General features: G+C 63.2%; 21 protein-coding genes. 15 read left to right on the top strand and 6 right to left on the bottom strand.

Annotated elements, in window-relative coordinates; translation table 11 throughout:
- Positions 1 to 26: 26 nt before the first annotated feature.
- The 5 genes from MJ8_RS11245 to fabD form a co-directional block, all read right to left on the bottom strand.
- Positions 27 to 263 (bottom strand): acyl carrier protein, encoded by a 237-nt coding sequence (locus tag MJ8_RS11245; protein ID WP_006203723.1) that lies wholly within the window; start codon positions 261 to 263, stop codon positions 27 to 29.
- A gap of 222 nt (positions 264 to 485) precedes the next feature.
- Entirely contained in the window at positions 486 to 1,223 is a 738-nt protein-coding gene (gene fabG, locus MJ8_RS11240) for a 3-oxoacyl-[acyl-carrier-protein] reductase (protein ID WP_201414430.1), read from the bottom strand.
- Positions 1,224 to 1,260: 37 nt separating this feature from the next.
- Positions 1,261 to 1,527 carry a type II toxin-antitoxin system RelE family toxin gene (locus MJ8_RS11235; protein ID WP_201414429.1) on the bottom strand — a complete coding sequence of 89 codons (267 nt, stop codon included), beginning with the start codon at positions 1,525 to 1,527 and terminating at the stop codon, positions 1,261 to 1,263.
- Positions 1,511 to 1,732, bottom strand: coding sequence for a ribbon-helix-helix protein, CopG family (locus tag MJ8_RS11230; RefSeq protein ID WP_127864915.1), 222 nt, complete (start codon positions 1,730 to 1,732; stop codon positions 1,511 to 1,513). Before MJ8_RS11230 ends, MJ8_RS11235 begins: the two co-directional genes overlap by 17 nt.
- Before the next feature lie 64 nt (positions 1,733 to 1,796).
- Positions 1,797 to 2,738: an ACP S-malonyltransferase gene (gene fabD, locus MJ8_RS11225; RefSeq protein WP_201414428.1), complete on the bottom strand. Its 942-nt coding sequence runs from the start codon at positions 2,736 to 2,738 to the stop codon at positions 1,797 to 1,799.
- A 277-nt stretch (positions 2,739 to 3,015) separates the two neighbouring features.
- Here fabD and MJ8_RS11220 point away from each other — a divergent pair, with 277 nt between their 5' ends.
- The 3 genes from MJ8_RS11220 to MJ8_RS11210 all read left to right on the top strand — a co-directional run bounded on the left by MJ8_RS11220 (position 3,016) and on the right by MJ8_RS11210 (position 8,362).
- Positions 3,016 to 4,944 (top strand): LTA synthase family protein, encoded by a 1,929-nt coding sequence (locus tag MJ8_RS11220; protein ID WP_201414427.1) that lies wholly within the window; start codon positions 3,016 to 3,018, stop codon positions 4,942 to 4,944.
- A 251-nt stretch (positions 4,945 to 5,195) separates the two neighbouring features.
- On the top strand, positions 5,196 to 7,913 hold the full coding sequence (locus MJ8_RS11215; RefSeq protein ID WP_201414426.1) for a PAS domain S-box protein: 2,718 nt from the start codon (positions 5,196 to 5,198) through the stop codon (positions 7,911 to 7,913).
- On the top strand, positions 7,910 to 8,362 hold the full coding sequence (locus tag MJ8_RS11210) for a response regulator (RefSeq protein WP_201414425.1): 453 nt from the start codon (positions 7,910 to 7,912) through the stop codon (positions 8,360 to 8,362). The genes MJ8_RS11215 and MJ8_RS11210 overlap by 4 nt, the downstream gene beginning before the upstream one ends.
- A gap of 295 nt (positions 8,363 to 8,657) precedes the next feature.
- On the opposite strand, the gene MJ8_RS11205 is transcribed toward MJ8_RS11210, so the two are convergent.
- Entirely contained in the window at positions 8,658 to 10,286 is a 1,629-nt protein-coding gene (locus MJ8_RS11205; RefSeq protein WP_201414424.1) for a pilus assembly protein, read from the bottom strand.
- Between the two features lie 1,022 nt (positions 10,287 to 11,308).
- Here MJ8_RS11205 and rpsF point away from each other — a divergent pair.
- The 12 genes from rpsF to MJ8_RS11145 all read left to right on the top strand — a co-directional run bounded on the left by rpsF (position 11,309) and on the right by MJ8_RS11145 (position 22,609).
- The gene (gene rpsF / locus MJ8_RS11200; RefSeq protein WP_201414423.1) at positions 11,309 to 11,803 is read left to right on the top strand and encodes a 30S ribosomal protein S6; all 495 of its coding nucleotides are present in this window, start codon (positions 11,309 to 11,311) and stop codon (positions 11,801 to 11,803) included.
- Positions 11,803 to 12,051 carry a 30S ribosomal protein S18 gene (rpsR, locus tag MJ8_RS11195; RefSeq protein ID WP_006203718.1) on the top strand — a complete coding sequence of 83 codons (249 nt, stop codon included), beginning with the start codon at positions 11,803 to 11,805 and terminating at the stop codon, positions 12,049 to 12,051. Before rpsF ends, rpsR begins: the two co-directional genes overlap by 1 nt.
- Positions 12,052 to 12,270: 219 nt before the next feature.
- Positions 12,271 to 12,855 (top strand): 50S ribosomal protein L9, encoded by a 585-nt coding sequence (rplI, locus tag MJ8_RS11190; protein ID WP_201414422.1) that lies wholly within the window; start codon positions 12,271 to 12,273, stop codon positions 12,853 to 12,855.
- A gap of 235 nt (positions 12,856 to 13,090) precedes the next feature.
- Positions 13,091 to 14,377, top strand: coding sequence for an SAM-dependent methyltransferase (locus MJ8_RS11185; RefSeq protein WP_201414421.1), 1,287 nt, complete (start codon positions 13,091 to 13,093; stop codon positions 14,375 to 14,377).
- A 66-nt stretch (positions 14,378 to 14,443) separates the two neighbouring features.
- On the top strand, positions 14,444 to 14,764 hold the full coding sequence (locus MJ8_RS11180) for a YnfA family protein (RefSeq protein WP_201414420.1): 321 nt from the start codon (positions 14,444 to 14,446) through the stop codon (positions 14,762 to 14,764).
- Between the two features lie 69 nt (positions 14,765 to 14,833).
- A complete protein-coding gene (locus MJ8_RS11175) occupies positions 14,834 to 15,799 on the top strand; it encodes a small ribosomal subunit Rsm22 family protein (protein ID WP_201414419.1) in 966 nt (321 codons plus the stop codon).
- 198 nt (positions 15,800 to 15,997) lie between these two features.
- On the top strand, positions 15,998 to 17,488 hold the full coding sequence (locus MJ8_RS11170; RefSeq protein ID WP_040984621.1) for a replicative DNA helicase: 1,491 nt from the start codon (positions 15,998 to 16,000) through the stop codon (positions 17,486 to 17,488).
- A 23-nt stretch (positions 17,489 to 17,511) separates the two neighbouring features.
- Positions 17,512 to 18,117 carry a hypothetical protein gene (locus MJ8_RS11165; RefSeq protein ID WP_201414418.1) on the top strand — a complete coding sequence of 202 codons (606 nt, stop codon included), beginning with the start codon at positions 17,512 to 17,514 and terminating at the stop codon, positions 18,115 to 18,117.
- Positions 18,117 to 19,520, top strand: a complete 1,404-nt coding sequence (gene radA / locus MJ8_RS11160; protein ID WP_201414417.1) for a DNA repair protein RadA — start codon at positions 18,117 to 18,119, stop codon at positions 19,518 to 19,520. Before MJ8_RS11165 ends, radA begins: the two co-directional genes overlap by 1 nt.
- Before the next feature lie 42 nt (positions 19,521 to 19,562).
- Positions 19,563 to 20,246, top strand: coding sequence for a CvpA family protein (locus tag MJ8_RS11155; protein ID WP_201414416.1), 684 nt, complete (start codon positions 19,563 to 19,565; stop codon positions 20,244 to 20,246).
- Positions 20,247 to 20,359: 113 nt separating this feature from the next.
- Positions 20,360 to 21,841: an amidophosphoribosyltransferase gene (gene purF, locus MJ8_RS11150; protein WP_201414415.1), complete on the top strand. Its 1,482-nt coding sequence runs from the start codon at positions 20,360 to 20,362 to the stop codon at positions 21,839 to 21,841.
- Positions 21,842 to 21,865: 24 nt separating this feature from the next.
- On the top strand, positions 21,866 to 22,609 hold the full coding sequence (locus MJ8_RS11145) for an SDR family NAD(P)-dependent oxidoreductase (RefSeq protein WP_201414414.1): 744 nt from the start codon (positions 21,866 to 21,868) through the stop codon (positions 22,607 to 22,609).
- Positions 22,610 to 22,676: the final 67 nt, after the last annotated feature.

Genomic DNA, 22,676 nt, shown 5'->3' with positions numbered 1-22,676 from the left:
CTCCCCGGTGATGCCTGCGAAAGAACTCAGGCCGAGGCCTTGTCGATATACTTCACGGCGTCGCCGACGGTGAGGATGGTCTCGGCGGCATCGTCCGGGATCTCGACGCCGAATTCTTCTTCGAACGCCATGACGAGTTCGACCGTGTCGAGGCTGTCCGCGCCCAGATCGTCGATGAAGCTCGCCTGCTCCGTCACCTTGTCGGCATCGACGCCGAGATGCTCGATGACGATCTTCTTGACGCGCTCTGCGGTGTCACTCATTTGGGGCAATCCTCGTCTTAAGTTGTCTATCTTCGTTAGCGGGCGGAATGCCGCTAATCAAGCTGAAAGATGGTCTTGCGGGCAACGCAACGCCACAGGACCGGTTTTTGCCCGAACCGCCGGGTTGCGGGCCGCATTACACGAAAAATGACGGGCGTCCAAGCCGAAATGGCTGTTTTCACAGGCGCCCGGTCCCGACCTCCCCCTGGATCATCACCCCCCTTAGATCATCGCCATGCCGCCATTCACATGAATGGTCTGGCCGGTGACGTAAGCCGCCTCATTGGAAGCAAGATAGGCGACGGCGGACGCGACCTCGGCGCTGGTGCCCATGCGCCTTGTCGGGATCGCGGCCATGATCGTCTCTTTCTGCTTGTCGTTGAGCTTGTCGGTCATGGCCGATTCGATGAAGCCCGGGGCGACGCAGTTGACGGTGATGTTGCGGGTGGCGATCTCCTGCGCCAGCGACTTGGAAAAGCCGATCATGCCGGCCTTGGAGGCGCAGTAATTGGTCTGGCCGGGATTGCCGGTGACGCCGACCACGGAGGTGATGTTGATGATGCGACCATGGCGGCGGCGCATCATCGGATGGGTGAGCTCGCGGGTCAGCCGGAACACGGCGGTGAGGTTGACCTCGATCACGGAGTCCCAATCGGCGTCGGACATGCGCACGAACAGCCCGTCCTTGGTGATGCCGGCATTGTTGACCAGGATATCGACGCCCTCGAGCTCGGCCTCAGCTTTCTGTCCCAGCGCCTTGACCGCGTCGCGGTCGGTCAAATCGGCCGGAAACAGCTTTACGCGGTCGCCCAATTCGCCCGCCAAGGCCTCCAGCTTCTCCACGCGGGTGCCGTGCAGGCCGACGATGGCGCCCTGGCTGTGCAGCACCCTGGCGATCGCCTCGCCGATGCCCCCAGATGCGCCGGTGACGAGCGCCTTGCGGCCAGTCAGTTCGAACATTTTGTTCCCTTTCAATCGGACGGATCACGGTGCCGGACTATCTGTAGACGTCGCCTCGATGGCCGATCGTCACAACAAGAATGACCAGCCGCGTGTCTTGCACATCGCAGATAATCCGGTAGTCCCCAACTCGGTATCTCCAGAATGTCGCCAACGGACCTTTCAGTGGTTTGCCCAGCTCACGCGGATTGTCGAGCTCGGCAAGTCGGTTTTCGATGAAATCGCGGATGCGGTTGCGTGTGTGCGGGTCTAGTTTCTCGACAAACTTGCGAGCCGAACGAGCATACTCAAGCGTCCAGGCCACGCCAGAAATCCTCGCTCTTTACGACATCCTCCTCACCTCGCCTGATCCGCTCAAGCACCTCGGCAGCAAGATAATAGTCCTCCACGTCTTCGAGCCCGCGCTCAATGAGTTCACGCAGATAATAGGCTTTGCTGCGGCCGGTCTTGGCGGCAAGAAAGTCCAGGCGTTCTTCAATCTCTGGTGCCAGGCGGATGGATGTCGGCATGGAGACCTCCGTGAATACATGTATTCACGTATCGCCTTAAGGCTGAAAGTTCAAGCTTTGATGATCATCCCAACTCCGCCAGCGCCGCCTCGACTTCCGCCGACGTGCCGATGGCGCCGGTGGCGATGTCGCGGTTGATGCGGCGCGCCAGGCCCGACAACACCTTGCCGGCGCCGACCTCGTAAAGCGTCGACACGCCATTGGCGCCGAACCATTCCACCGTCTCGCGCCAGCGCACGCGGCCGGTCACCTGCTCGACAAGGCGGCGGGCGATCTCGTCCGGGTCGCTGGTCGGCGTCACCGTCACGTTGGAGACGACCGGAACCACGGGCGCCTGCTTCGCCACACCGGCCAGCGCCTCGCGCATGATCTCGGCCGCCGGCGCCATCAGCGCCGAGTGGAAGGGAGCCGAAACCTGCAGCATCAGCGCCCGCTTGGCGCCCTTTTCGGTGCACAGCCTAGCCGCCAGTTCGACGGCTGCCTTGGCGCCCGAAATCACCAGCTGGCCGCCGCCATTGTCGTTGGCGACCTGGCAGACGGAGCCCTTGGCCGCCTCCAAGCACGCCGCTTCGACATCGGCCTGCTCCAGCCCGATGATGGCAGCCATGGCGCCCTCGCCCGCCGGCACCGCAGCCTGCATGGCGTTGCCGCGGGTGCGCAAAAGCCTGGCGGCGTCGCCCACCGAAACGAAGCCGGCCGCGGCAAGCGCGGAATATTCACCCAGCGAATGGCCGGCCACATAGGCCACCTTGTCCTTCAACGAGAAGCCGCGCGCCTCGAGCGCCCGCATCGCCGCCAGCGACACCGCCATCAGCGCCGGCTGGGCGTTGGCGGTCAGGGTGAGCGTCTCTTCCGGCCCTTCCCAGATCAATTTCGACAGGTTTTCGCCGAGCGCGGCGTCCACTTCCTCGAAGACGCGGCGCGCTTCCGGGAATTGATCGGCGAGGTCCTTGCCCATGCCGACGGCCTGGCTGCCCTGTCCCGGAAAGGTGAATGCGACGGCCATTGAAGTCACTCCAGAGGCTGATTTTTCCCTGCCTCTGGCGCAAGGCGGACGGCCAAGTCAAGCCCGCGGGCGCCTCTTCGGCCCTCATTTCAGCCGGAAAAGGTAGCCGACTCCCTGTTCCGAAAGGCTTTTTGGCGATCACACCTGATGAAAACCGCTCACGTTTGGTTTGCTGGCTCTTCTTATTTCCGCCACAGGCGCTAGCTTTGCGTGACACTTCGATGACAGAAGCGTGACGGGCGTGGAAGGCGTGTTGCGTGGGCCGGGGGAAAACAGAGTGGCAAGGATCAGAAAAGGCGCGGCCAAGCCCGTGCCGGGCTTTTTGGAAGACGATCCGTCCACCGGCTATCTGCCCGGACGAGCCTGGCCGACCGTACGTTACGGCCTGACTACAGTTCTGGCGGCGGGCCTGCTCGTCTTCGCGATCGAATGGATCGTGCGCGGCGATTTCTTCGGCACGGTCGATTTCTTCCTGCAGCCCTTCAAGCCGGGCTGGACCACCATCGTCGTCTTCGCGCTGGTGCTGGTCGGACTTGACGCCATACTGGGCCGCAGCCACCAGAGCCTGATGATCGTGGCGCCGCTGACGCTGGCGCTTGCCTTTGTCGGCCACCAGAAATCGCATTATCTGGGCGACCCGCTCTATCCGACGGATTTCCTGTTCGCCCGCCAGATCGTGGCGCTGATGCCGCTTCTGGTGCGCGAACGGCCGTGGACGGCCATCATGCTGGCCGCGGCCATCATCGGCGGCCTGACGCTGCTCGTCTATTGCTGGCGGACCTGGCGCCGGCGTGTGCCGATCCTCAGCCGCAAAGGCCGTCTGGCGCGGCTGGCGCTTGCCGTGCCGCTGCTCGCCTTCTTCGTCTCGATCATGGACTACGCCACCTTCTCGTGGACGCGCGACCGGCTGCAGATCATCCCTATCATGTGGGACCAGAAGGAGAACTATGCCTCCAACGGCTTTGCGCTGGCCTTCGCGATGAACGTGCCGATGGCGCATGTCTCGGCGCCCCCCGGCTATTCGCAAAAGACGATGGACGCGATCCAGCGCCCCGACGTCGCCGCTTCGGTGCCGGACGAGAAGCCGGATATCGTCGTGGTGATGAGCGAATCCTTCTGGGATCCGACGCAACTGCCCGGCGTCAGCATCAAGCCCGACCCGATCCCGACGGTGCGCGCCCTGCGCTCCGGCTCGATGTTCTCGCCCGAATTCGGCGGCATGACCGCCAATATCGAATTCGAGGCGCTGACCGGCTTCTCGAACGCCTTCCTGCCGGCCGGCTCGATCCCCTACCAGCAATATGTGCGCACCCCGACGCCCTCGCTGGCGACCTTCCTGAAGAGCGAGGGTTATAGGGCGCGCGCCATCCACCCCGGCACCAACTGGTTCTGGAACCGCGGCGCCGTCTATGCCGATTTCGGCTTCAACGACTTCCGCTCGGAAGAGACGTTGCCGCCGATGGAGAAGCGTGGGCCTCTGGCCTCCGACGCTGCGATGACCGACGAGATCATCCGAGAGGCGGACGCCAGCGAAGACCCGGTGTTCCTGTTCGCCGTCAGCCTGCAGAACCACGGGCCCTACGAGCCCTACCGGTACTACAATCCGACGCATTCGGTCGACGCGCCGATCAGCTCCTGGGCGCGGGAATCGCTGCTTTCCTATGCCGAGGGCTCGGCCGACGCCGACCGCGGCCTGCTGCGGCTGATCGACTGGGCGAAGAAGCGTGAGCGGCCGACCATCATCGCTTTCTTCGGCGACCACCTGCCGCCGCTCGGACCCGTCTATGTCGAGACCGGCTTCCTGAAGGACAATGTCGCGCCGCGCAAGGAGCCGAACGCCGACGCCGCGCTCGAGCACCACGACACGCCGCTGGTCATCTGGTCGAACCGCTCCGGCCCGGTGCAGAACCTGGGCTCGGTCAGCCCGGCCTTCCTGCCCTACCACATCCTGACCACGGCCGGCATCACCCACCCCTACTACACCGGCTTCCTCGGCGCGCTGCGCGAGCATTACCGGGTGGTCGACCGCAACCTGCTCCTGTCGCCCGCGGGCGCAGCGACGCCGGATTGGGCGAGGCAGAAACAGATCGATCCGAAGATCAACGATTTCCGGCTCATCCAGTACGACATGATGTTCGGCAAGCGCCACTCGGCGCCAGACTTCTTCCCCGAGACTGTGGACAAGCTCGTCGCGCATACGAGTTGAGTTGCGCGATGTTGAAATCGCGAGCGACGTTGGCGACCAAACTCGGTCAGCAAAAGGCCCGCGCGGCGGGAATGCGATCTTTGGACGGTAGATGACGGTCCGCCCAGACTAGAGGATGAGACGATCAATCGCTTCGGCCCGATCGGTCGCCCGACGCCGTAAGACAAGCGTCGCATGTTAACCGAGGTTGCTTGGGAACCAACTCCGTTTGACCGCGTTGCAGCCGATGGTTTGCTGAGCGGGAAGGGTGGATGCGCATCGGAAATTTCGGAGATCCCGAGAGGTTCATTCCTCTGCCGCACGACGTCTCGATCCTACAATCGGCTCCTGATTTCATCGAAAAGCTGCCGATCGCGATTTACGCGTGCAACGCGCGAGGGCATCTCTTGTGGTTCAACAAGCGCGCCATCGACCTGTGGGGCCGGACGCCCTTAGTCGGGTCGGACGGCGAACTCTATTGCGGATCGCATAAGCTCTATTTCGATGGGCGCGAGATCGGCCCCGATGAAACACCGATGGCCACGGTGTTGCGAACCGGCATTCCCATCAGAGGCGTGGAAGCTGAAGTGGAACGTCCCGACGGCTCGACGATCTGGGCAATGGTTCACATCGAGCCGGTCGAAGACGATGACGGGCGGGTCGTTGGGGCGATCAATTGTTTTCACGACGTCACGGACAGGCGTCGAGCCGACGGCATCATGAAAGAACAAGAGCAGCGGCTCGCCGCTACTTATCAGCATGCCGGAATTGGTATCGCCGAAGTCAATGAAAATGGCGAGCTGGCGCGCGTCAATGGCCATCTGGCCGGTCTTCTCGGCTATTCAGCCGAGGAACTGATCGGCAGATCGATTTTCGATCCGGCCCTGGCGGAAAACGTCGATGCCGATCGGCGGCAGTTCGAGCGCCAGGTGCGAGGCGAGATCGACAATTATCGTCATGAGAAGCATTTCATCTGCAAGGATGGGACAAGGATCTGGGTCGCGGTCACGTCGTCGAGTGTGAGAGACGCCAAAGGCCGCTTCCTGCATGCGGTGCGGGTGCAGCAAGATATCACGGCGCGCAAGGAGGCCGAGGCAGCCCTGGTGCGGCACCTGGAGCAGCAGGCAGCGCTCTACGAGTTCACCGACAGGCTCCAGCGAGCGGCGGATCTGGAAGACGTGTACGAGATAGCGCTTAGCACGATTATGCAGGCGCTGCATGCCGATCGCGCCTCCGTTCTTCTCTTCGATGAGCACGGCGTCATCAAATTTGCCGCCTCGCGGGGTTTGTCGGACACCTACAGGCAGGCGGTGGAAGGGCATTCTCCGTGGTCCCGCGACGCGCTGGACCCTGAGCCGATCGCCTTGGAGGATGTCGCACAAAGCGAATTGCCGCCCGATCTCAAGGCCACCGTGCAAAATGAAGGCATTGCGGCGCTCGCGTTCATTCCCATCACCGCCCGAACGCAATTGCTCGGCAAGTTCATGACCTACTACGACCGCCCGCACGCGTTTGCGGACTCCGAAATCCGGTTCGCGCTGACGGTCGCGCGCCAACTGGGTTTCGCGATCGATCGGGTTCGGCTCGAAACTGCCCGGCAGAGGACCGAGCGTGCCGCCAGCCAGTTGGTTGCCATCGTCGAGTCCTCCCACGACGCCATCGTCAGCAAGGACCTGAACGGCATCATCAAATCGTGGAACGCCAGTGCCGAGCGCCTGTTCGGCTACACCGCCGAAGAGGCGATCGGCAGGCACATAACCATGATCATTCCGGACGACCGACTTGGCGAAGAACCGGAGATTATCGGCCGCATACGCCGTGGCGAGCTTGTCGATCACTTCGAAACCTTGCGTCGCCGCAAGGACGGTAGCCTTATTGACATCTCGCTGACCATTTCTCCGATACGTGATAGTCAAGGCAGGATAATTGGCGCCTCCAAAATCGCCCGCGATATCACCGACCGCAAGGCGGCCGAAGCCAAGCTGCGTGCCAGCGAGCGGCAGTTGAGGGATCTGCTGGCGGCTATTCCGGCGGCGATCTACACGACGGATGCCGAGGGTACGATAACCTTCTTCAACGAGGCTGCCGTTGAGCTTTCCGGACGCGTTCCGCAGATCGGCAGGGACAAATGGTGCGTCACCTGGAAACTGTTTTGGCCAGACGGCACGCCTCTGCCGCATGATCAATGTCCAATGGCGATAGCTCTCAAGGAGGGGCGCGAGATACGGAACGTGGAGGCCGTCGCCGAGCGTCCTGACGGCGTGCGCATTCCTTTCATCCCATATCCGACGCCTCTTCGTGACGAGACCGGCAAGATCGTCGGCGGCATCAACATGCTCGTCGATGTCAGCGAACGAAAGCAGGCTGAGACCCAGCAGCGCCTGCTGTTCAACGAGCTGAACCATCGCGTGAAGAACAACATGCACATGCTGCAGTCGCTGCTTAACCTGGCCGGCGGCAGGACCTCCAATGTCGAAGCGCGGCAGATCCTTCGCGAGGCGGGCAGCAAGGTGGCGGCAATGGCAGCCGCTCAGCAGGTCCTGTACGGCACGGTCAATTCAACCGAGTTCAACGCGCGGGATTTCTTCCGCGCCGTTTGCGACACGATACGACAGATATTGCCCAACCAAGTCCGCATCGAATACGAGGCCGACGACGCGGAGCTTTCCAACGACGTCGCCATGCCCTTGGCGCTTATCCTCAACGAGCTTCTGACCAACGCGATCAAATACGGCAACCGGGAAGGATCCGGCACGATCCTGGCCGGTCTGAAGCACGATGGCGAAAGCTTCGAGGCTTTTGTGGAAGATGACGGCCCGGGCTTCGACATCACGGCGGTTCGCGACCGTTCGTCAGGCTTGAAGTTGGTGCAGGGCCTGGCGCGGCAGTTGCATGGTGAGTTTACCGTCGCCACGATCCCGAAAACACGCTGCAGCGTTCGTTTTTCACCGCGCCGACATTCCTCAAAGCTGCCGGACGACGTTCGATGACTGAATTTGCTCCCTCGTCCAACCGCCCTCCATCGCTGTCGAAATCCATTCTCGCGGCCGAACCGATCGGCGCAGCTCCGTCATCCCGTATATTGGTGGTCGAGGACGATTTCCTCATCTCGCTTGAGATAGAGAGCACCCTGGCCGGGGCTGGCTTCGAGGTGGTGGTCGTCGGTTCGGGCGAGGAAGCCTTGAACGCTGCAGCGGCGAACCGGATAGACTTGGTCATTATGGACGTCCGGCTTGCCGGCGCGATGGATGGGGTCGAGGCCGCGACGGAGTTGTTCAAGGCCTACGGTTTGCGTTCGGTGTTTGCCACAGCTCACTCGGACCAGCATGTGCGCGCTCGGGCAGCGGCTGCGCAACCCTTGGGGTGGCTGGTTAAACCTTACTCTCCCGCTTCCCTACTGGCGGCTGTCCAGGCCGCGCTAGGAGGCGCCGGCAATTGAACCTACAGGTGGGGCCAAGGCGACCGAGGATTGCCTACCCTTCCCTCCTGTAGATGGGCAAGGCCCCCTTGCTGTGGCGACCAAAAAACCCGCTGGCCGAAGCCAGCGGGTGAAGGTGGTTGGTCTCTCGACCCCGCCAGGGGCGAGGACTTGATCATGCGCACAGACGCAGCGCACCGCTGCTACATTTGTTAAAAGCGAGGCCCGACGTTCCGGAGGGGCGTTGCAATCTTCAAACAGGTCGTGCCCGTCCCATTCCGTCGTGACCCGGTCTGATGCCGCGGCGCCTACCCCGTCAGTTGGTAAGCTGCAGCCTGGAGAACTTGTTGGCGATCGTCTGGAACACGTTGGGGAGCTTGGCGGGGTCCTCGACGGCGTAATAGTCGCTCGGGTCCGAAGCGCAGGCGCTGTAGAGCGAGCGGTTGGCCGCCGTGTCAGCCTGCAGCACCATGGTGTAGATCTGGACGCCCTGGTTCTTCAGCTGGGTGCAGACATCCTTGGTCCAGCCGTCGACGTTGCGCGCCGCCGTCGTCTGGTTGCTCGAGCCGAAACGGCCGCTGGCAAGGTAGCCATAGGAGGTATAGTCCGATTTCTGCGGCGTGTTCGAGGCGCCGTAGACGACGTTCTCGCCGTCGGTCAAAAGCATCACCACCTTGGTGACGCCGGCCGTCTTGTAAGGGGCGGCGTCGGTGTAAGGCGGCTGCGGCGACAGCACCCGCTGGCCCCAGCTCAAGCCCTCCGACACGTTGGTGCCGGAGCCGTTCCATTCGCTCATCTGGCTTGCCGCCAGACGCAGCTTGTTGAAGTCGTCGGTCAGGGGAATGATCGGCGTTGGGCAGGCGCGGTTCGGGCCGATGGTGATCGTGCTGCCGGTTTCGGTAATCAGAGTGTTGGTCGAGGCGACGTATTTTGCGATCGTGTTCAAATCCGCGCTCAGCAGCGCATTGAGCGCGCCCGTCAGCAGGCCGCTGAGATCTATGCCAAGTATATTCCGGTTCAGCCAATTTTTGTTGATGCTGTCGTCAAGATAAGAATTGTTGTAGCCGGTTGACGAATTGCCGTAGGAGGCCGAGGGCTTCTTGGCGACATCCGGATCGTCCGGCGCGAAATAGGGCACGAACAGCGTGTCGGGCCTCGAGGGGTCCGGTGGTGTATCGGAAATGTTCAGAGCGCCTGGCCGCGCCTCGACGCAGCCCTTCCAGCCCGTGTCGTTCCAGCCGCCCTTCTGACCAAGCTGCCTGAACAGCGCCATATGGTTCGGCCGCTTGCCGTCGACGACCGGGAAATTGACGCCGTTGGTGGACGACTTGCCGTCCATGTCGATCCAGGACGGGTCGAATTCGGGACCATTGACGTTGACGGCCGTGACGAAGGGCACCAGCGAGGCGCGCACGGAACGGGTCGGCGACTTGGCCGCTTCGAGATAGTCGAGCAGCGACTTGGTCGCCGTCCGCAGCGCGCCGATGCGCGCGCCGGCCATCGAGCCGGTGTTGTCCAGCACCAGCACGACTTCGAGCTGGTTGTTGGATTCGACCGCCGAAGCGTCGACGCTGATATGCTTTTCGGCGCCAAACAGGAATGAGAAGTTGAGATTGACGTCCGCCGAGGCGGTGGCCCTGGTCTTGACGAAGTTGACGCCCCTGTCGACCGTCAGCGTGGCCTTCGCGTTGGAAAGCTCGTCATGGCTGGCGATATTGGCCTGGAAATAGCGGTTGAAGGCGTCGGCGCGCGTCACCTCGGCGTCGCCCAGATGCGAGGAAGCGAGGTTCGCCGCGTCCAGCGCGTTCTGCAGATTGCTTTTTGCCCGCATCAGCGTCGAGACGTCCGTCGCAAACGCCACCGCGCCCAGCATGGCAGGCACGCCCACCGCCAGCATCAATGAGAAATTGCCGCGCCTTGAGCGCCAAAACCGCCTGAGAAGCATTCCCTACCCCTGGAATTGCCCGATTGCCTGCCGCCTTGCGGCCCGCGCGCCTCTCATGCGCCGTTCTGATAAACGGCTGGTTACAACCGGATACAACTTCTTGAGGTAGTTAAAGCCTGATTACTGGAAAATCGATAAAATCGACAATCCGGCGGCGCTGGCGTTTTTCCGAAAGCTGCGGCGCTTCTCTCGCCATGCAGGCAGCTTCCGACCTTGGCGGTGCATCAGTCTGAAATCGAACCCGTCGCCCGCGGTGCAAAGAAGCACGTCCATCTCATTCGATATCTGCCTACCCGGAATGTCGGGTAGAGATTTTCGCAGATATGATACTGGTCATCGGGCGCAGCCTGCACGCGGTTCCATGGAATGAACCACTCGCCTGTAGGCGGATCGTTCCGAGAGTAAGGCGTCGGTTGCTTGACGTAATAGCCCTGCCTGGTCGATCTGACATCGTTTGACGCGACAGGATGGCAATCGCGATCGTCGCAGCATTTGAGATTGAGAACAGGGTCCGTCTTATCCGAATACCAGCTATGGGCGTCGGCGTCGCCCGCCAGGATAAGGCACATAAAGGCGATCCGACGTTGCATCCGCCCCATGGAATTCAGCCCCTCACATTTTGCCTATAGCACATTAGGAGAAGCTAATCTTTATACTGAGGTCGCATCGATCCGCGCATAGGTCCGATCGGATGTCGTTACTCGGCGACTTGCTTTTAGAGGACCGCGCTTTTCCTGGCTTCGATAACAGCGCCCTCTTAAGGCCGAGGCACTACGTGGCCTTGCGTTCGCTGGAAATTGCTGTATAGACGCGCGCAATCTGCCGGTCCTTGCTGGGGGCTGAACGGAGGGCCGTGGTCGTTCAGACCACGACACGAAGCCAGAAGCGCTTCCAGCCTCCCGTGTCTCCGCTCTCGACCGTCTCGCGATGCTCCTTTCTTCCCCGCTCCGCCGGGTCAGACAAGTTGCAGAGGCTTAGCCGCGAGGGCCGGACAGAGAAACGAAGAAAGGCAGAAAGACATAATGGCTCTTTACGAACATGTGTTTCTTGCCCGGCAGGACCTGTCGCAGCAGCAGGTTGACGCGCTTGTCGAACAGTACAAGGGCGTCATCACCGCGAATGGCGGCTCGGTCGGCCGGATCGAGAACTGGGGACTGAAGTCCCTCACCTACCGGGTCAAGAAGAACCGGAAGGCTTACTACACGCTGATGGACATCACCTGCCCGCCGGCCGCGCTCAACGAAATGGAGCGCCAGATGGGCCTGTCGGAAGACGTCCTCCGCTTCCTCACCGTCAAGGTCGAGGCGCATGAGGAAGGTCCTTCGGCGATGATGCAGAAGCGCGAAGAGCGTTCCGAGCGCGGCGGCTTCGGCGACCGCGATCGTGGCGACCGTGGCCCGCGTTCCTTCGGCGACCGCGACCGCGGCGACCGCGGCCCGCGTTCGTTCGGCGATCGTGACGGCGGCGACCGTGGTCCGCGCCGTCCGCGCGAAAGCGTTGAAGGAGGTGCAGAATAATGGTCGACATCAACCAGATCCCGACCCGGCGTCCGTTCCATCGCCGCCGCAAGACCTGCCCGTTCTCCGGCGCCAACGCGCCGAAGATCGACTACAAGGACGTGCGCCTGCTGCAGCGCTACATTTCCGAGCGCGGCAAGATCGTGCCCTCGCGCATCACCGCCGTCAGCCAGAAGAAGCAGCGCGAGCTCGCCAAGGCGATCAAGCGCGCTCGCTTCCTCGGCCTGCTGCCCTACGTGGTCCGCTAAGCGAGAATCCGAAGCGGGCGGCTCGCCGCCCGCTTCCATCTCGGGGCGACGGGCGTCGCGAAGGGTTGAAGTCAAATCCCGAGTTGGGGCGAACAGCCTCTAACTGCCAAGACAGGCAGGACAGCGACAAGAGCGGCGACGCCGCGCCAAGCTTCCTGACCTGTTCCAATTCATTCAGCGCCGATCGAACGGTCGGCGCGCAGACGAAGGAACGAAACCATGGAAGTCATTCTCCTCGAGCGCATTTCCCGCCTCGGCCAGATGGGCGAGACCGTCAAGGTCAAGGACGGGTTCGCCCGTAATTTCCTGCTGCCGCAGGGCAAGGCGCTGCGCGCTAACGAAGCCAACAAGAAGAAGTTCGAAGGCCAGCGCGCCCAGCTCGAAGCCCGCAACCTGGAGCGCAAATCCGAGGCCTCCAAGATTGCCGAGACGCTCGACGGCAAGAGCTTCGTGGTCGTGCGCTCGGCCGGCGAGACCGGCCAGCTCTACGGCTCGGTGTCGACCCGCGACATTGCCGAGTTGCTGACCGCCGAAGGCTTTACCGTCAGCCGCAACCAGATCGAGCTCAACCAGCCGATCAAAACCATCGGCCTCTCCAACGTGGCAATCGCGCTGCATCCGGAAGTCGAGGTCACCGTGACGCTCAACGTCGCCCGTTCGGCCGACGAGGCGGAGCGCCAGGCCAAGGGCGAGACGCTGACCACCGCCGAAGCGATTTATGGCGACGACATCAACGACAACGCCCGGCCGGAGAATTTCTTCGACCCGAACGCCGAATTCGAAGGCGGCGAAGAGAACGCCTGATCTCCAGCGCTGATCTGCGAAGCCATCGCTTCGGCTCGCTTACGTCCAGGATTTCTGGACCAACGCCCGGGTCTCAGACCCGGGCTTTTTTGTGCCAAAAGGAACTTTTCGACGCCCTATATCTTGTGCACATTACAGCGTGGCGCGTCGATTGGACGCGGGTGACACGCCATGGCACTTCCGCTTGGCATTCCAGTCCGATTACCGGGTGATCCGACTGAGGGGACATTTGGTCATGAATATCCTGTTGAAACACGTTCTCGAACGCCTGGTGCGCGTCGGCGACCTCAAGGTGACCGGCCCGAAGGGCACGACGCATAAGTTCGGCGACGGCAGCGGCGAGCCGGTGCATATCCATATCAGGACCTCGCATGCCGAGCGCGCCATCACCTTCGACCCGATGCTGGCGGTGCCCGAATCCTACATGGACGGCGAACTCGACGTCCTCGAGGGCGGCGTTCTCGGCCTGATGCGTATCGCGTTCCAGAACATGGGCTCAAGCGGCATCGACGTGACCTGGTCGAAGGCGATCGAGGGCCTGCGCCACGCCTTCCGCCGGCTGCAGCAGATCAACACCGCCTCGCGCTCGCGCCGCAACGTCGAGCGGCACTACGACCTGTCCGGCGAGCTCTACAAGCTCTTCCTCGACGAGGACATGCAGTATTCCTGCGCCTATTTCGAACAGCCCGACATGACGCTGGACGAGGCGCAACTCGCCAAGAAGCGCCACATTGCCGCCAAGCTCCGGCTCAAGGCCGGCCAGACGGTGCTCGATATCGGATCCGGCTGGGGCGGCCTCGGTCTTTACCTCGCCAAGGCTTTCGACGTCGATGTGCAAGGCGTGACGCTGTCGACGGAGCAGCACGGCGTCTCCACCGACCGCGCGCATGCGCAGGGGCTGCAGGACCGCGTGCATTTCGACCTCAAGGATTACCGCCACATCAACGAGCGCTTCGACCGCATCGTCTCGGTTGGCATGTTCGAGCATGTCGGCGTCAACCACTACCGCACCTTCTTCGACAAGGCCGCGACGCTTCTGAAGCCGGACGGCGTCATGCTGCTTCACACCATCGGCCGCTCCGGCGTGCCGTGGGCCACCAGCGCCTTCATCCGCAAATACATCTTCCCCGGCGGCTATATCCCGGCGATGTCGGAGGTGCTGCCGGCGATCGAGAAGTCGGGCCTCGTCGTCACCGACATCGAGATCCTGCGGCTTCATTACGCCGATACGCTCAAGCATTGGGGCGCGCGCTTTGCCGCCAACCGCGACAAGGCGAAGGCGATCTATGACGAGCGCTTCTGCAGGATGTGGGAGTTCTACCTCGCCGCCTCCGAGGCCGCCTTCCGCTGGCAGGACCTGGTGATCTTCCAGTTCCAGATCGCCAAGAAGAACGACACGCTGCCGATGACGCGCGACTACATGGCCAAATGCGAGAAGGCGCTGGAGCTGCGCGACATCGGCCACAAGGAGCCGGCCGCGCCTGCCCCGTCCAAGCCGACCCGCCGCAAGAAGGTTGAATAGAAACGCAATGCCGCTTGCCATTACGGCCTGACGCCGTGAAAAGGTCTCGTTCGCGAGACCTTTTTCATGACCTACCTCATCTATATCGCAGCCGCCCTGGCCGAGATCGCCGGTTGCTTCTCGTTCTGGGCGTGGTGGCGGCTGGAGAAATCGCCGCTCTGGCTTCTCCCCGGACTCGCCTCGCTGGCGCTGTTCGCCTTCCTGCTGTCGTTGGTCGACACCGACGCGGCGGGACGAGCCTATGCCGCCTATGGCGGCATCTACATCGCCGCCTCGCTCGGCTGGCTGTGGCTGGTCGAAGGCGTGCGCCCCGACCGCTGGGACCTGGCGGGCGCGGCGATCTGCATCGCCGGCGCCTCTGTCATCCTGCTGGCGCCTAGAGCATGATGCCGAAAAGTGTGACGCGGTTTTCGGACGACATCATGCTCTATCTCCTCAATTCCAAGGGAGCCTGAGGTGGAATTGCCCGCCCTGCTCCGGCAAGGCGTCGACAGCCTCCTGGACAAGGTGCCGCTGGCGGCGCTGAAGCAGGCGGCGCGGACGCTTTCCGAACGTTACCGCGCCGAGTTGCGCGACGGCCGCCTGCATATGGGCGAGGAGATGGCGGTCAAGGCCTATCTGGCGACGCGGCTGCCAGCCACCTATGCCGCGGTCCGCGCCAGCCTCGATGCGCTGGCCGGTGCGCGCCCGGATTTCCAGCCGAGGACCTTGCTCGACATCGGCGCCGGGCCTGGCACCATGCTTTGGGCCACGACAGACACCTGGCCGGAGCTGGAGCAGGCGGTTCTGGTCGAAGCAAGCGCCGCTGTACGCAAGGTCGGGCAGTCGCTCGCGGCTGGCACAATCGGCGCCGGCACCGAATGGGTCGCCGGTGACGCCACCATCGATCTCGACGACCTCAGGCCCGCCGATCTCGTCGGCATCGCCTATGTACTCGATGAGGTCGCGCCGGCTTCGCTGCCGAAGCTCGTCGGCCGCCTCTGGCAACTGACCGGCGACACGCTGCTCGTGGTCGAGCCCGGCACGCCCGCCGGCTGGCAGCGCATCCTTGCGGCGCGGCGGCAGCTGATCGACGCCGGCGCCCACGTGCTGGCGCCCTGCCCGCACGAGGCACCCTGCCCGCTCGCGCCGCCCGACTGGTGCCATTTTTCGCGCCGCGTCGCCCGCTCGCGCCTGCATCGCCTGGTCAAGGAAGCCGACGTGCCGTGGGAGGACGAGAAGTTCATCTACCTCGCCGCCTCCCGGCAGCCGGCACCGGCGCGCACCGCGCGGGTGCTTGCGCCGCCCAAAGGCGGCTCCGGCAAGGTGATGTTGAAACTCTGCCAGCCGGACGGCAGCGCGGAGGAGCAGTTGTTCAGCAAGCGCGACGGCGAGGTTTTCAAGGCGGCGCGGCGGGCGGATTGGGGCGACGCGCTGGGATAGAATTTTCTTGTTTTGTTCTCGTGTGAAGGGCTATCCTTTTTCCTCTTCGATTCGAGTCAATGACCATTCTTTCCACGAGAAAATTTGGCTGTGAATCGCGAGTATCAAGGCCGGTTCGAAACTGAGTGTTGCATTTAAGTCAGCACCGGCCTGTCCCGTTCTGGTATCGAGGAAAGCGGGATCGAAATCGGGGATATGATGGCAGAGGCGGCACTGAAATTCGGCGCGGCGGAAACGCCGCTTTATCGCGAGGCCCCGAACAACATCGAGGCCGAGCAGGCGCTGCTTGGCGCGATCCTCGTCAACAATGACGCCTTCTACCGCGTCTCCGATTTCCTCAAGCCAGCGCATTTCTACGAACCGCTGCACCGGCGCATCTTCGAGGTCGCGTCCGAGCTCATTCGCATGGGCAAGATCGCGACGCCGATCACGTTGAAGACCTTCCTGCCGGCCGACGAGAAGGTCGGCGACATGACGGTGGCGCAATATGTGGTGCGGCTTGCCGTCGAAGCAGTCACCGTCGTCAACGCCACCGACTATGGCCGCGCCATCTACGACCTCGCCACGCGCCGCGCGCTGATCACCGTCGGCGAGGACATGGTCAACATCGCCTATGACGCGCCGGTCGATATGTCGCCCTCCGAGCAGATCGAGGACGCCGAGCGTCGGCTGTTCGAGCTCGCTGAAACCGGCCGCTACGATGGTGGCTTCGAAAGCTTCAACGATGCGGTCAAGACCGCCGTCGACATGGCCAATGCAGCCTATATGCGCGATGGCCACCTGTCCGGCATCTCCACCGGCCTGCGCGACCTCGACCGCCGCATGGGCGGCCTGCAGCCCTCCGATCTGATCGTGCTCGCCGGCCGCCCGGGCATGGGCAAGACATCGCTTGCCACCAACATCGCCTTCAACATCGCCGAAGCCTATGTGCCGGCGCAGCAGGCCGACGGCACGTTCAAGGCCGCCAATGGCGGCGTCGTCGGCTTCTTCTCGCTGGAAATGTCGTCGGAACAGCTCGCCACCCGCATCATCTCCGAGCAGACCGAGATTTCGTCGTCGAAAATCCGTCGCGGCGAAATCACCGAGATGGATTTCGAAAAACTTGTCGCCTGCTCGCAGACGATGCAGAAGATCCCGCTGTTCATCGACCAGACCGGCGGTATCTCGATCGCGCAGCTCTCCGCCCGCGCGCGGCGCCTGAAGCGCCAGCGCGGCCTCGACCTCATCGTCATCGACTATATCCAGCTGATGCAAGGCTCCTCCGCGCGCGCCTCGCAGAACCGCGTGCAGGAAATCACCGAGATCACCACGGGCCTCAAGGCGCTTGCCAAGGAACTCGGCGTGCCGATCATCGCGCTGTCGCAGCTGTCGCGCCAGGTCGAAAGCCGCGACGACAAGCGCCCGCAGCTCTCGGACCTTCGCGAATCCGGCTCTATCGAGCAGGACGCCGACGTCGTGCTGTTCGTCTATCGCGAGGAATATTACCTCAAGAACCGGGAGCCGAAGCTCGGGACCGAGGAATACGTCAAGTGGGAAAACGAGATGAACGAGGCGCGCGGCAAGGCCGAGGTGATCGTGGCCAAGCAGCGCCACGGACCGACCGGCACCGTCAGCCTCGCCTTCCACGGCGAATTCACGCGGTTCTCCGATCTGGCCGAGGAGCACCATCTGCCGGAGAGGTTTGAGTGATCTCTTGATTTGGGAGTGGCTGATTGGATTTCAGCGACATCTATCAGCGGATGAAGTTTGAGGGGTACGAAATCTCTAAAGAGGAGCGCATTCAACTTACTGATTACCTGAAGTCATTTGGATCAACTTCTCAGGTGGAGTCGCACGCCGCTTTGCTGGTGTTCTGCTATTCGAGCGATCCGACAGCCGAGAATGTGAAATTGGTGAGGAAATTCCTTGCCAAGCAAACTGACGACTACGCCCGGGCCGCGGCGGTGACAGGCCTATATCGGATTTGGCGCTTGGGAGCCCCTTCGGACATTGAGGATCTATTGGGCGTTTTGGCCCTTTGGTCAGTGGAGTCTCGCTACGACACGTCTATCGCCGCGATCGGGTGCGCATTTCTTCTCATGCACCTGCTTCAGAATCAGCGTCTCTCCTTCGCACTTGGACGCTTGTTGGAAACACTGCACGAAGAAGTCAGGCGTGAGAACGATTTGGCGGTCGGTTTATTCAGGTATGCATGCTGGTCGGCATACGACAATTGGGCTCAGAGCAATGGACAGCCCCGCACTCATTTTGACACGATTGATGAGGCCTTGCCGGTTTATTGGGATCGCCAGAAATACCTCTTGGAATCAATAAACTGATGGCCAAATCGCGCGTTCAGTTCATCTGCCAGAATTGCGGATCGGTGCACCAACGCTGGGCCGGCAAATGTGATGCCTGCGGTGAGTGGAACACGCTGGTCGAGGAAGGCACCGCCGGCGGCATCGGCTCGGGACCAGCCAACACGCGCAACGCGCGAAAAGGCCGCGCCGTGGTGCTCACCAGCCTGGCCGGCGACATCGAGGACGCGCCGCGCATCGTGTCCGGCATCGGCGAGCTCGACCGCGCCACCGGCGGCGGCTTCGTGCGCGGCTCGGCCCTGCTGGTCGGCGGCGATCCGGGCATCGGCAAGTCGACGCTTTTGACGCAAGCGGCGGCGGCGCTCGCCTCGAAAGGCCACCGTATCGTCTATGTCTCGGGCGAAGAGGCCGTGGCGCAAATCAGGCTGCGCGCGCAGCGCCTCGGCGTCGCCTCGACGCCTGTCGAGCTTGCCGCCGAAACCAATGTCGAGGACATACTGGCGACCATCGCCGACGGCAGGCGGCCGGACCTCGTCATCCTCGATTCCATCCAGACGCTTTGGACCGATCTTGCCGATTCGGCGCCGGGCACCGTCACCCAGGTGCGGGCGGCCGCCCAGGCGATGATCCGCTACGCGAAATCCACAGGCGCAGCCATCGTGCTCGTCGGCCATGTCACCAAGGAGGGCCAGATCGCCGGCCCTCGCGTCGTCGAGCACATGGTCGACGGCGTGCTCTATTTCGAGGGCGAGGGCAACCATCACTTCCGTATCCTGCGCACGGTGAAGAACCGTTTCGGGCCGACCGATGAGATCGGCGTCTTCGAGATGTCGGACAAAGGCCTGCGCGAGGTCTCCAACCCGTCGGAGCTTTTCCTCGGCGAGCGCCACGCAAAGTCGCCGGGCGCCGCGGTTTTCGCGGGCATGGAAGGCACAAGGCCGGTGCTGGTTGAGATACAGGCGCTGGTCGCGCCCTCCTCGCTCGGCACGCCGCGCCGCGCCGTCGTCGGCTGGGACGGGGCGCGGCTGTCGATGGTGCTCGCCGTGCTGGAGGCGCATTGCGGCGTGCGCTTCGGCCAGCACGACGTCTATCTCAACGTCGCCGGCGGCTACCGGATCTCGGAGCCGGCGGCTGATCTCGCGGTCGCCGCCGCGCTGGTTTCGTCGCTCACCGGTCTTGCCCTTCCCGCCGATTGCGTCTATTTCGGCGAAATCAGCCTATCGGGCGCCGTGAGGCCGGTCGCGCATGCACAACAGCGCCTCAAGGAAGCCGAAAAGCTGGGCTTTGGAAGCGCGGTGCTGCCGCTCGGCAGCGAGGAAGTTGCCGGGGGGATCGGGGCCGGCGCGTTCCAGCCCACCGAGCTTGCCGACCTTGTGGCGCGCATAGCCGGCTCACGGCGCAGCCGTGCCGACGACGATGAGTGATGCGGCTCGTCGGGCCGTAAGACAGGAAGTGGGGCGAGGATCATGCCGATTACGCTGCTTGACGGAATTCTCGTCGGCTTCACCCTGGTTTCAGCCATGCTCGCCATGGTGCGCGGTTTTTCCCGCGAAGTGCTGTCGGTGGTTTCCTGGGCGGCGGCGGCGGCGGCGGCGTTCTTCTTCTACAAGCCGGTCCTGCCCTACGTTCAGCCTTATATCGACAACGACAAGATCGCGATGGCCGCTTCCGCGGGCATCGTCTTCCTCATCGCGCTGATCGTTGTCTCCGTCATCACCATGAAGCTCGCCGACTGGATCATCGATTCGCGCATCGGCGCGCTCGACCGCACGCTCGGCTTCCTCTATGGCGCGGCCCGCGGCATCCTGGTCGTCGCGGTGGCGCTCCTGTTCTTCAACTGGCTGGCCGGCGCCAAGGCGCCCGCCTGGATCGCCAACGCCAAGTCGCGGCCGTTGCTGGAGACGATCGGCGCCAAGCTCGAAAGCGTGTTGCCCGAGAACACTGAGGAACTCGTCAACAAATACACGCATAAGGGCACGCCGCAGGCCGGCGCTCCGGCCACCACCGACCAGCCGGCGGCTGAGCCGCCTGCCGCCGGTGACGACAACGCGCCGGCACCGGACGACAGCGAGGGCGAGGCGCCCGCCGACAACGAACCTGCTCCGGCGCCCGCCCCGGCACCGGCCCCCGCTCCCGCCCCGGCAAACTAATTTCGGGCAGGCCTCCGGGCCTGCCCTCACCTATTTGCGAATGCCTGACAGCATGCGTTGCGTTCAGCCGGCGATGGCCCTATATGGCAGCTTTAGCGGAGCTTGAGCACCAGATGGCAGACTCAACGGCAGACGAAGGCAAAGTCCTTTCCGCCGAGGCCGACGACCATTTCCATGACGAATGCGGCGTGTTCGGCATTTTCGGCCGGCAGGACGCGGCCGCCATCGTTACACTCGGCCTTCACGCCTTGCAGCATCGCGGCCAGGAAGCGGCCGGCATCGTCTCCTATGACGGCACCCAGTTCCATGTCGAGCGCCATGTCGGCCTGATCGGCGACACATTCACCAAGCAGCACGTGCTCGACCGCCTGCCGGGCAACCGCGCCATCGGCCATACGCGCTACGCCACCACAGGCGGCGCGGGCCTTCGCAACATCCAGCCTTTCTTCGCCGAACTCGCCGAGGGCGGCCTGGCGGTCGCCCATAACGGCAACCTCACCAACGCGCTCACCGTCCAGCGCACCCTGCAGAAGCAGGGCTCGATCTTCTCCTCGACCTCCGACACCGAGACGCTGCTGCACTTGGTCGCGACCAGCAAGGAGCGCGATTTGAACTCGCGTTTCATCGACGCCGTGCGCCAGGTCGAGGGCGCTTTCTCACTGGTGGCGATGACGGCCAAGAAGATGATCGGCTGCCGCGATCCGCTCGGCATCCGCCCGCTGGTGCTGGGCGATCTCGACGGCGCCTGGATCCTCGCTTCCGAAACCTGCGCGCTCGACATCATCGGCGCCCGCTTCGTGCGCGACATCAAGCCTGGCGAGATGGTGGTCGTCACCTCCAAAGGCATCGAGAGCATTTTTCCGTTCGAGCCGCAGAAGACGCGTTTCTGCATCTTCGAATATGTCTATTTCGCGCGGCCGGATTCCTCGGTGGAAGGCCGCAACGTCTATGATGTGAGGAAGCGCATCGGCGCCGAGCTCGCGCAGGAAAATCCGGTCGAGGCCGACATCGTCGTGCCGGTGCCGGATTCCGGCACGCCGGCCGCGATCGGCTTCTCACAGGCCGCCGGCATTCCCTTCGAGCTCGGCATCATCCGCAACCACTATGTCGGCCGCACCTTCATCCAGCCGGGCGATTCGATCCGCCACATGGGCGTCAAGCTGAAGCACAACGCCAACCGCCGCATGATCGAGGGCAAGCGCGTGGTGCTGGTCGACGATTCGATCGTGCGCGGCACCACCAGCCAGAAGATCGTGCAGATGGTGCGCGATGCCGGCGCGAAGGAAGTGCATATGCGCATCGCCTCGCCGCCGACCAGCGCGTCCTGCTTCTACGGCGTCGACACGCCGGAGAAGTCGAAGCTCTTGGCATCGCGCATGTCGGTCGAGGAGATGGCGGAATTCATCCGCGTCGATTCGCTCGGTTTTCTCTCGATCGACGGACTGTACCGCGCCGTCGGCGAAGCGCGCCGCGACAACGACCAGCCGCAATTCTGCGACGCCTGCTTCACCGGACAGTATCCCACCCGCCTGCTCGACTTCGAAGGCCACGACAATGTGCGCACGCTGTCGCTGCTGGCGAGCGGCGGGTCGTAATCGCACTTTACGGAAATTCCTGAAATGACTCTCGACCTTTCCGGCCGCGTGGCGGTCGTAACCGGCGCCTCGCGCGGCATTGGCTATTTCATCGCCAGGGAGCTGGCGGCGGCCGGCGCGCATGTGGTCGCGGTGGCGCGCACGGTGGGCGGGCTGGAAGAGCTCGACGACCAGATCAAGGCCGACGGCCGCGGCCAGGCGACGCTGGTGCCGCTCGATCTGACCGACATGCCCGGCATCGACCGGCTGGGCGGCGCGATCCACGAGCGCTGGGGCAAGCTCGACATATTGGTGGCCAATGCCGGCGTGCTCGGCGTCATCTCGCCGATCGGCCATGTCGAGGCCAAGACGTTCGAGAAGGTGATGACCGTCAACGTCACCTCGACCTGGCGGCTGATCCGTTCGGTCGACCCGTTGCTCAGGCTCTCCGACGCCGGCCGCGCCATCATCATGACCTCCAACGCGGCGCATTCGGCACGCGCCTTCTGGGCGCCCTACGCGGCTTCCAAGGCCGCGGTCGAAACGATGATGCGCTCATGGGCGCATGAGACCGAAAGCCTGCCGCTGAGGGTGAACGCCGCCGATCCCGGCGCGACCCGCACGGCAATGCGCGCCCAGGCCATGCCCGGCGAGGATCCGGAGACGCTGCCGCATCCGTCCGAGATCGCCAGGCGGATCGTGCCGCTGGCAAGCCCGGAATTGAAGGAGAGCGGCCTGATCTTCCAGGCCAAGCACAACCGCTTCGTCGCCTACCGGCAGCCGGAATAAAGAAGCTCAGACCGGATTAAACCGGGCTCCGGCAACGTTCTTCGAATGCAAGGCATTCGAAACCGGA

Origin of the sequence: Mesorhizobium sp. J8, from assembly GCF_016591715.1 — a bacterium.
GTDB lineage: Bacteria > Pseudomonadota > Alphaproteobacteria > Rhizobiales > Rhizobiaceae > Mesorhizobium.
This window is presented reverse-complemented; position numbering and strand designations above follow the sequence as displayed.

Coding starts and splice junctions, on each gene's coding strand:
- MJ8_RS11245 (WP_006203723.1), bottom strand. CDS start 263: ATGAGTGACACCGCAGAGCGCGTCAAGAAGATCGTCATCGAGCATCTC.
- fabG (WP_201414430.1), bottom strand. CDS start 1,223: ATGTTCGAACTGACTGGCCGCAAGGCGCTCGTCACCGGCGCATCTGGG.
- MJ8_RS11230 (WP_127864915.1), bottom strand. CDS start 1,732: ATGCCGACATCCATCCGCCTGGCACCAGAGATTGAAGAACGCCTGGAC.
- fabD (WP_201414428.1), bottom strand. CDS start 2,738: ATGGCCGTCGCATTCACCTTTCCGGGACAGGGCAGCCAGGCCGTCGGC.
- MJ8_RS11215 (WP_201414426.1), top strand. CDS start 5,196: ATGCGCATCGGAAATTTCGGAGATCCCGAGAGGTTCATTCCTCTGCCG.
- MJ8_RS11210 (WP_201414425.1), top strand. CDS start 7,910: ATGACTGAATTTGCTCCCTCGTCCAACCGCCCTCCATCGCTGTCGAAA.
- MJ8_RS11205 (WP_201414424.1), bottom strand. CDS start 10,286: ATGCTTCTCAGGCGGTTTTGGCGCTCAAGGCGCGGCAATTTCTCATTG.
- rpsF (WP_201414423.1), top strand. CDS start 11,309: ATGGCTCTTTACGAACATGTGTTTCTTGCCCGGCAGGACCTGTCGCAG.
- rpsR (WP_006203718.1), top strand. CDS start 11,803: ATGGTCGACATCAACCAGATCCCGACCCGGCGTCCGTTCCATCGCCGC.
- rplI (WP_201414422.1), top strand. CDS start 12,271: ATGGAAGTCATTCTCCTCGAGCGCATTTCCCGCCTCGGCCAGATGGGC.
- MJ8_RS11185 (WP_201414421.1), top strand. CDS start 13,091: ATGAATATCCTGTTGAAACACGTTCTCGAACGCCTGGTGCGCGTCGGC.
- MJ8_RS11180 (WP_201414420.1), top strand. CDS start 14,444: ATGACCTACCTCATCTATATCGCAGCCGCCCTGGCCGAGATCGCCGGT.
- MJ8_RS11170 (WP_040984621.1), top strand. CDS start 15,998: ATGGCAGAGGCGGCACTGAAATTCGGCGCGGCGGAAACGCCGCTTTAT.
- radA (WP_201414417.1), top strand. CDS start 18,117: ATGGCCAAATCGCGCGTTCAGTTCATCTGCCAGAATTGCGGATCGGTG.
- MJ8_RS11155 (WP_201414416.1), top strand. CDS start 19,563: ATGCCGATTACGCTGCTTGACGGAATTCTCGTCGGCTTCACCCTGGTT.
- purF (WP_201414415.1), top strand. CDS start 20,360: ATGGCAGACTCAACGGCAGACGAAGGCAAAGTCCTTTCCGCCGAGGCC.
- MJ8_RS11145 (WP_201414414.1), top strand. CDS start 21,866: ATGACTCTCGACCTTTCCGGCCGCGTGGCGGTCGTAACCGGCGCCTCG.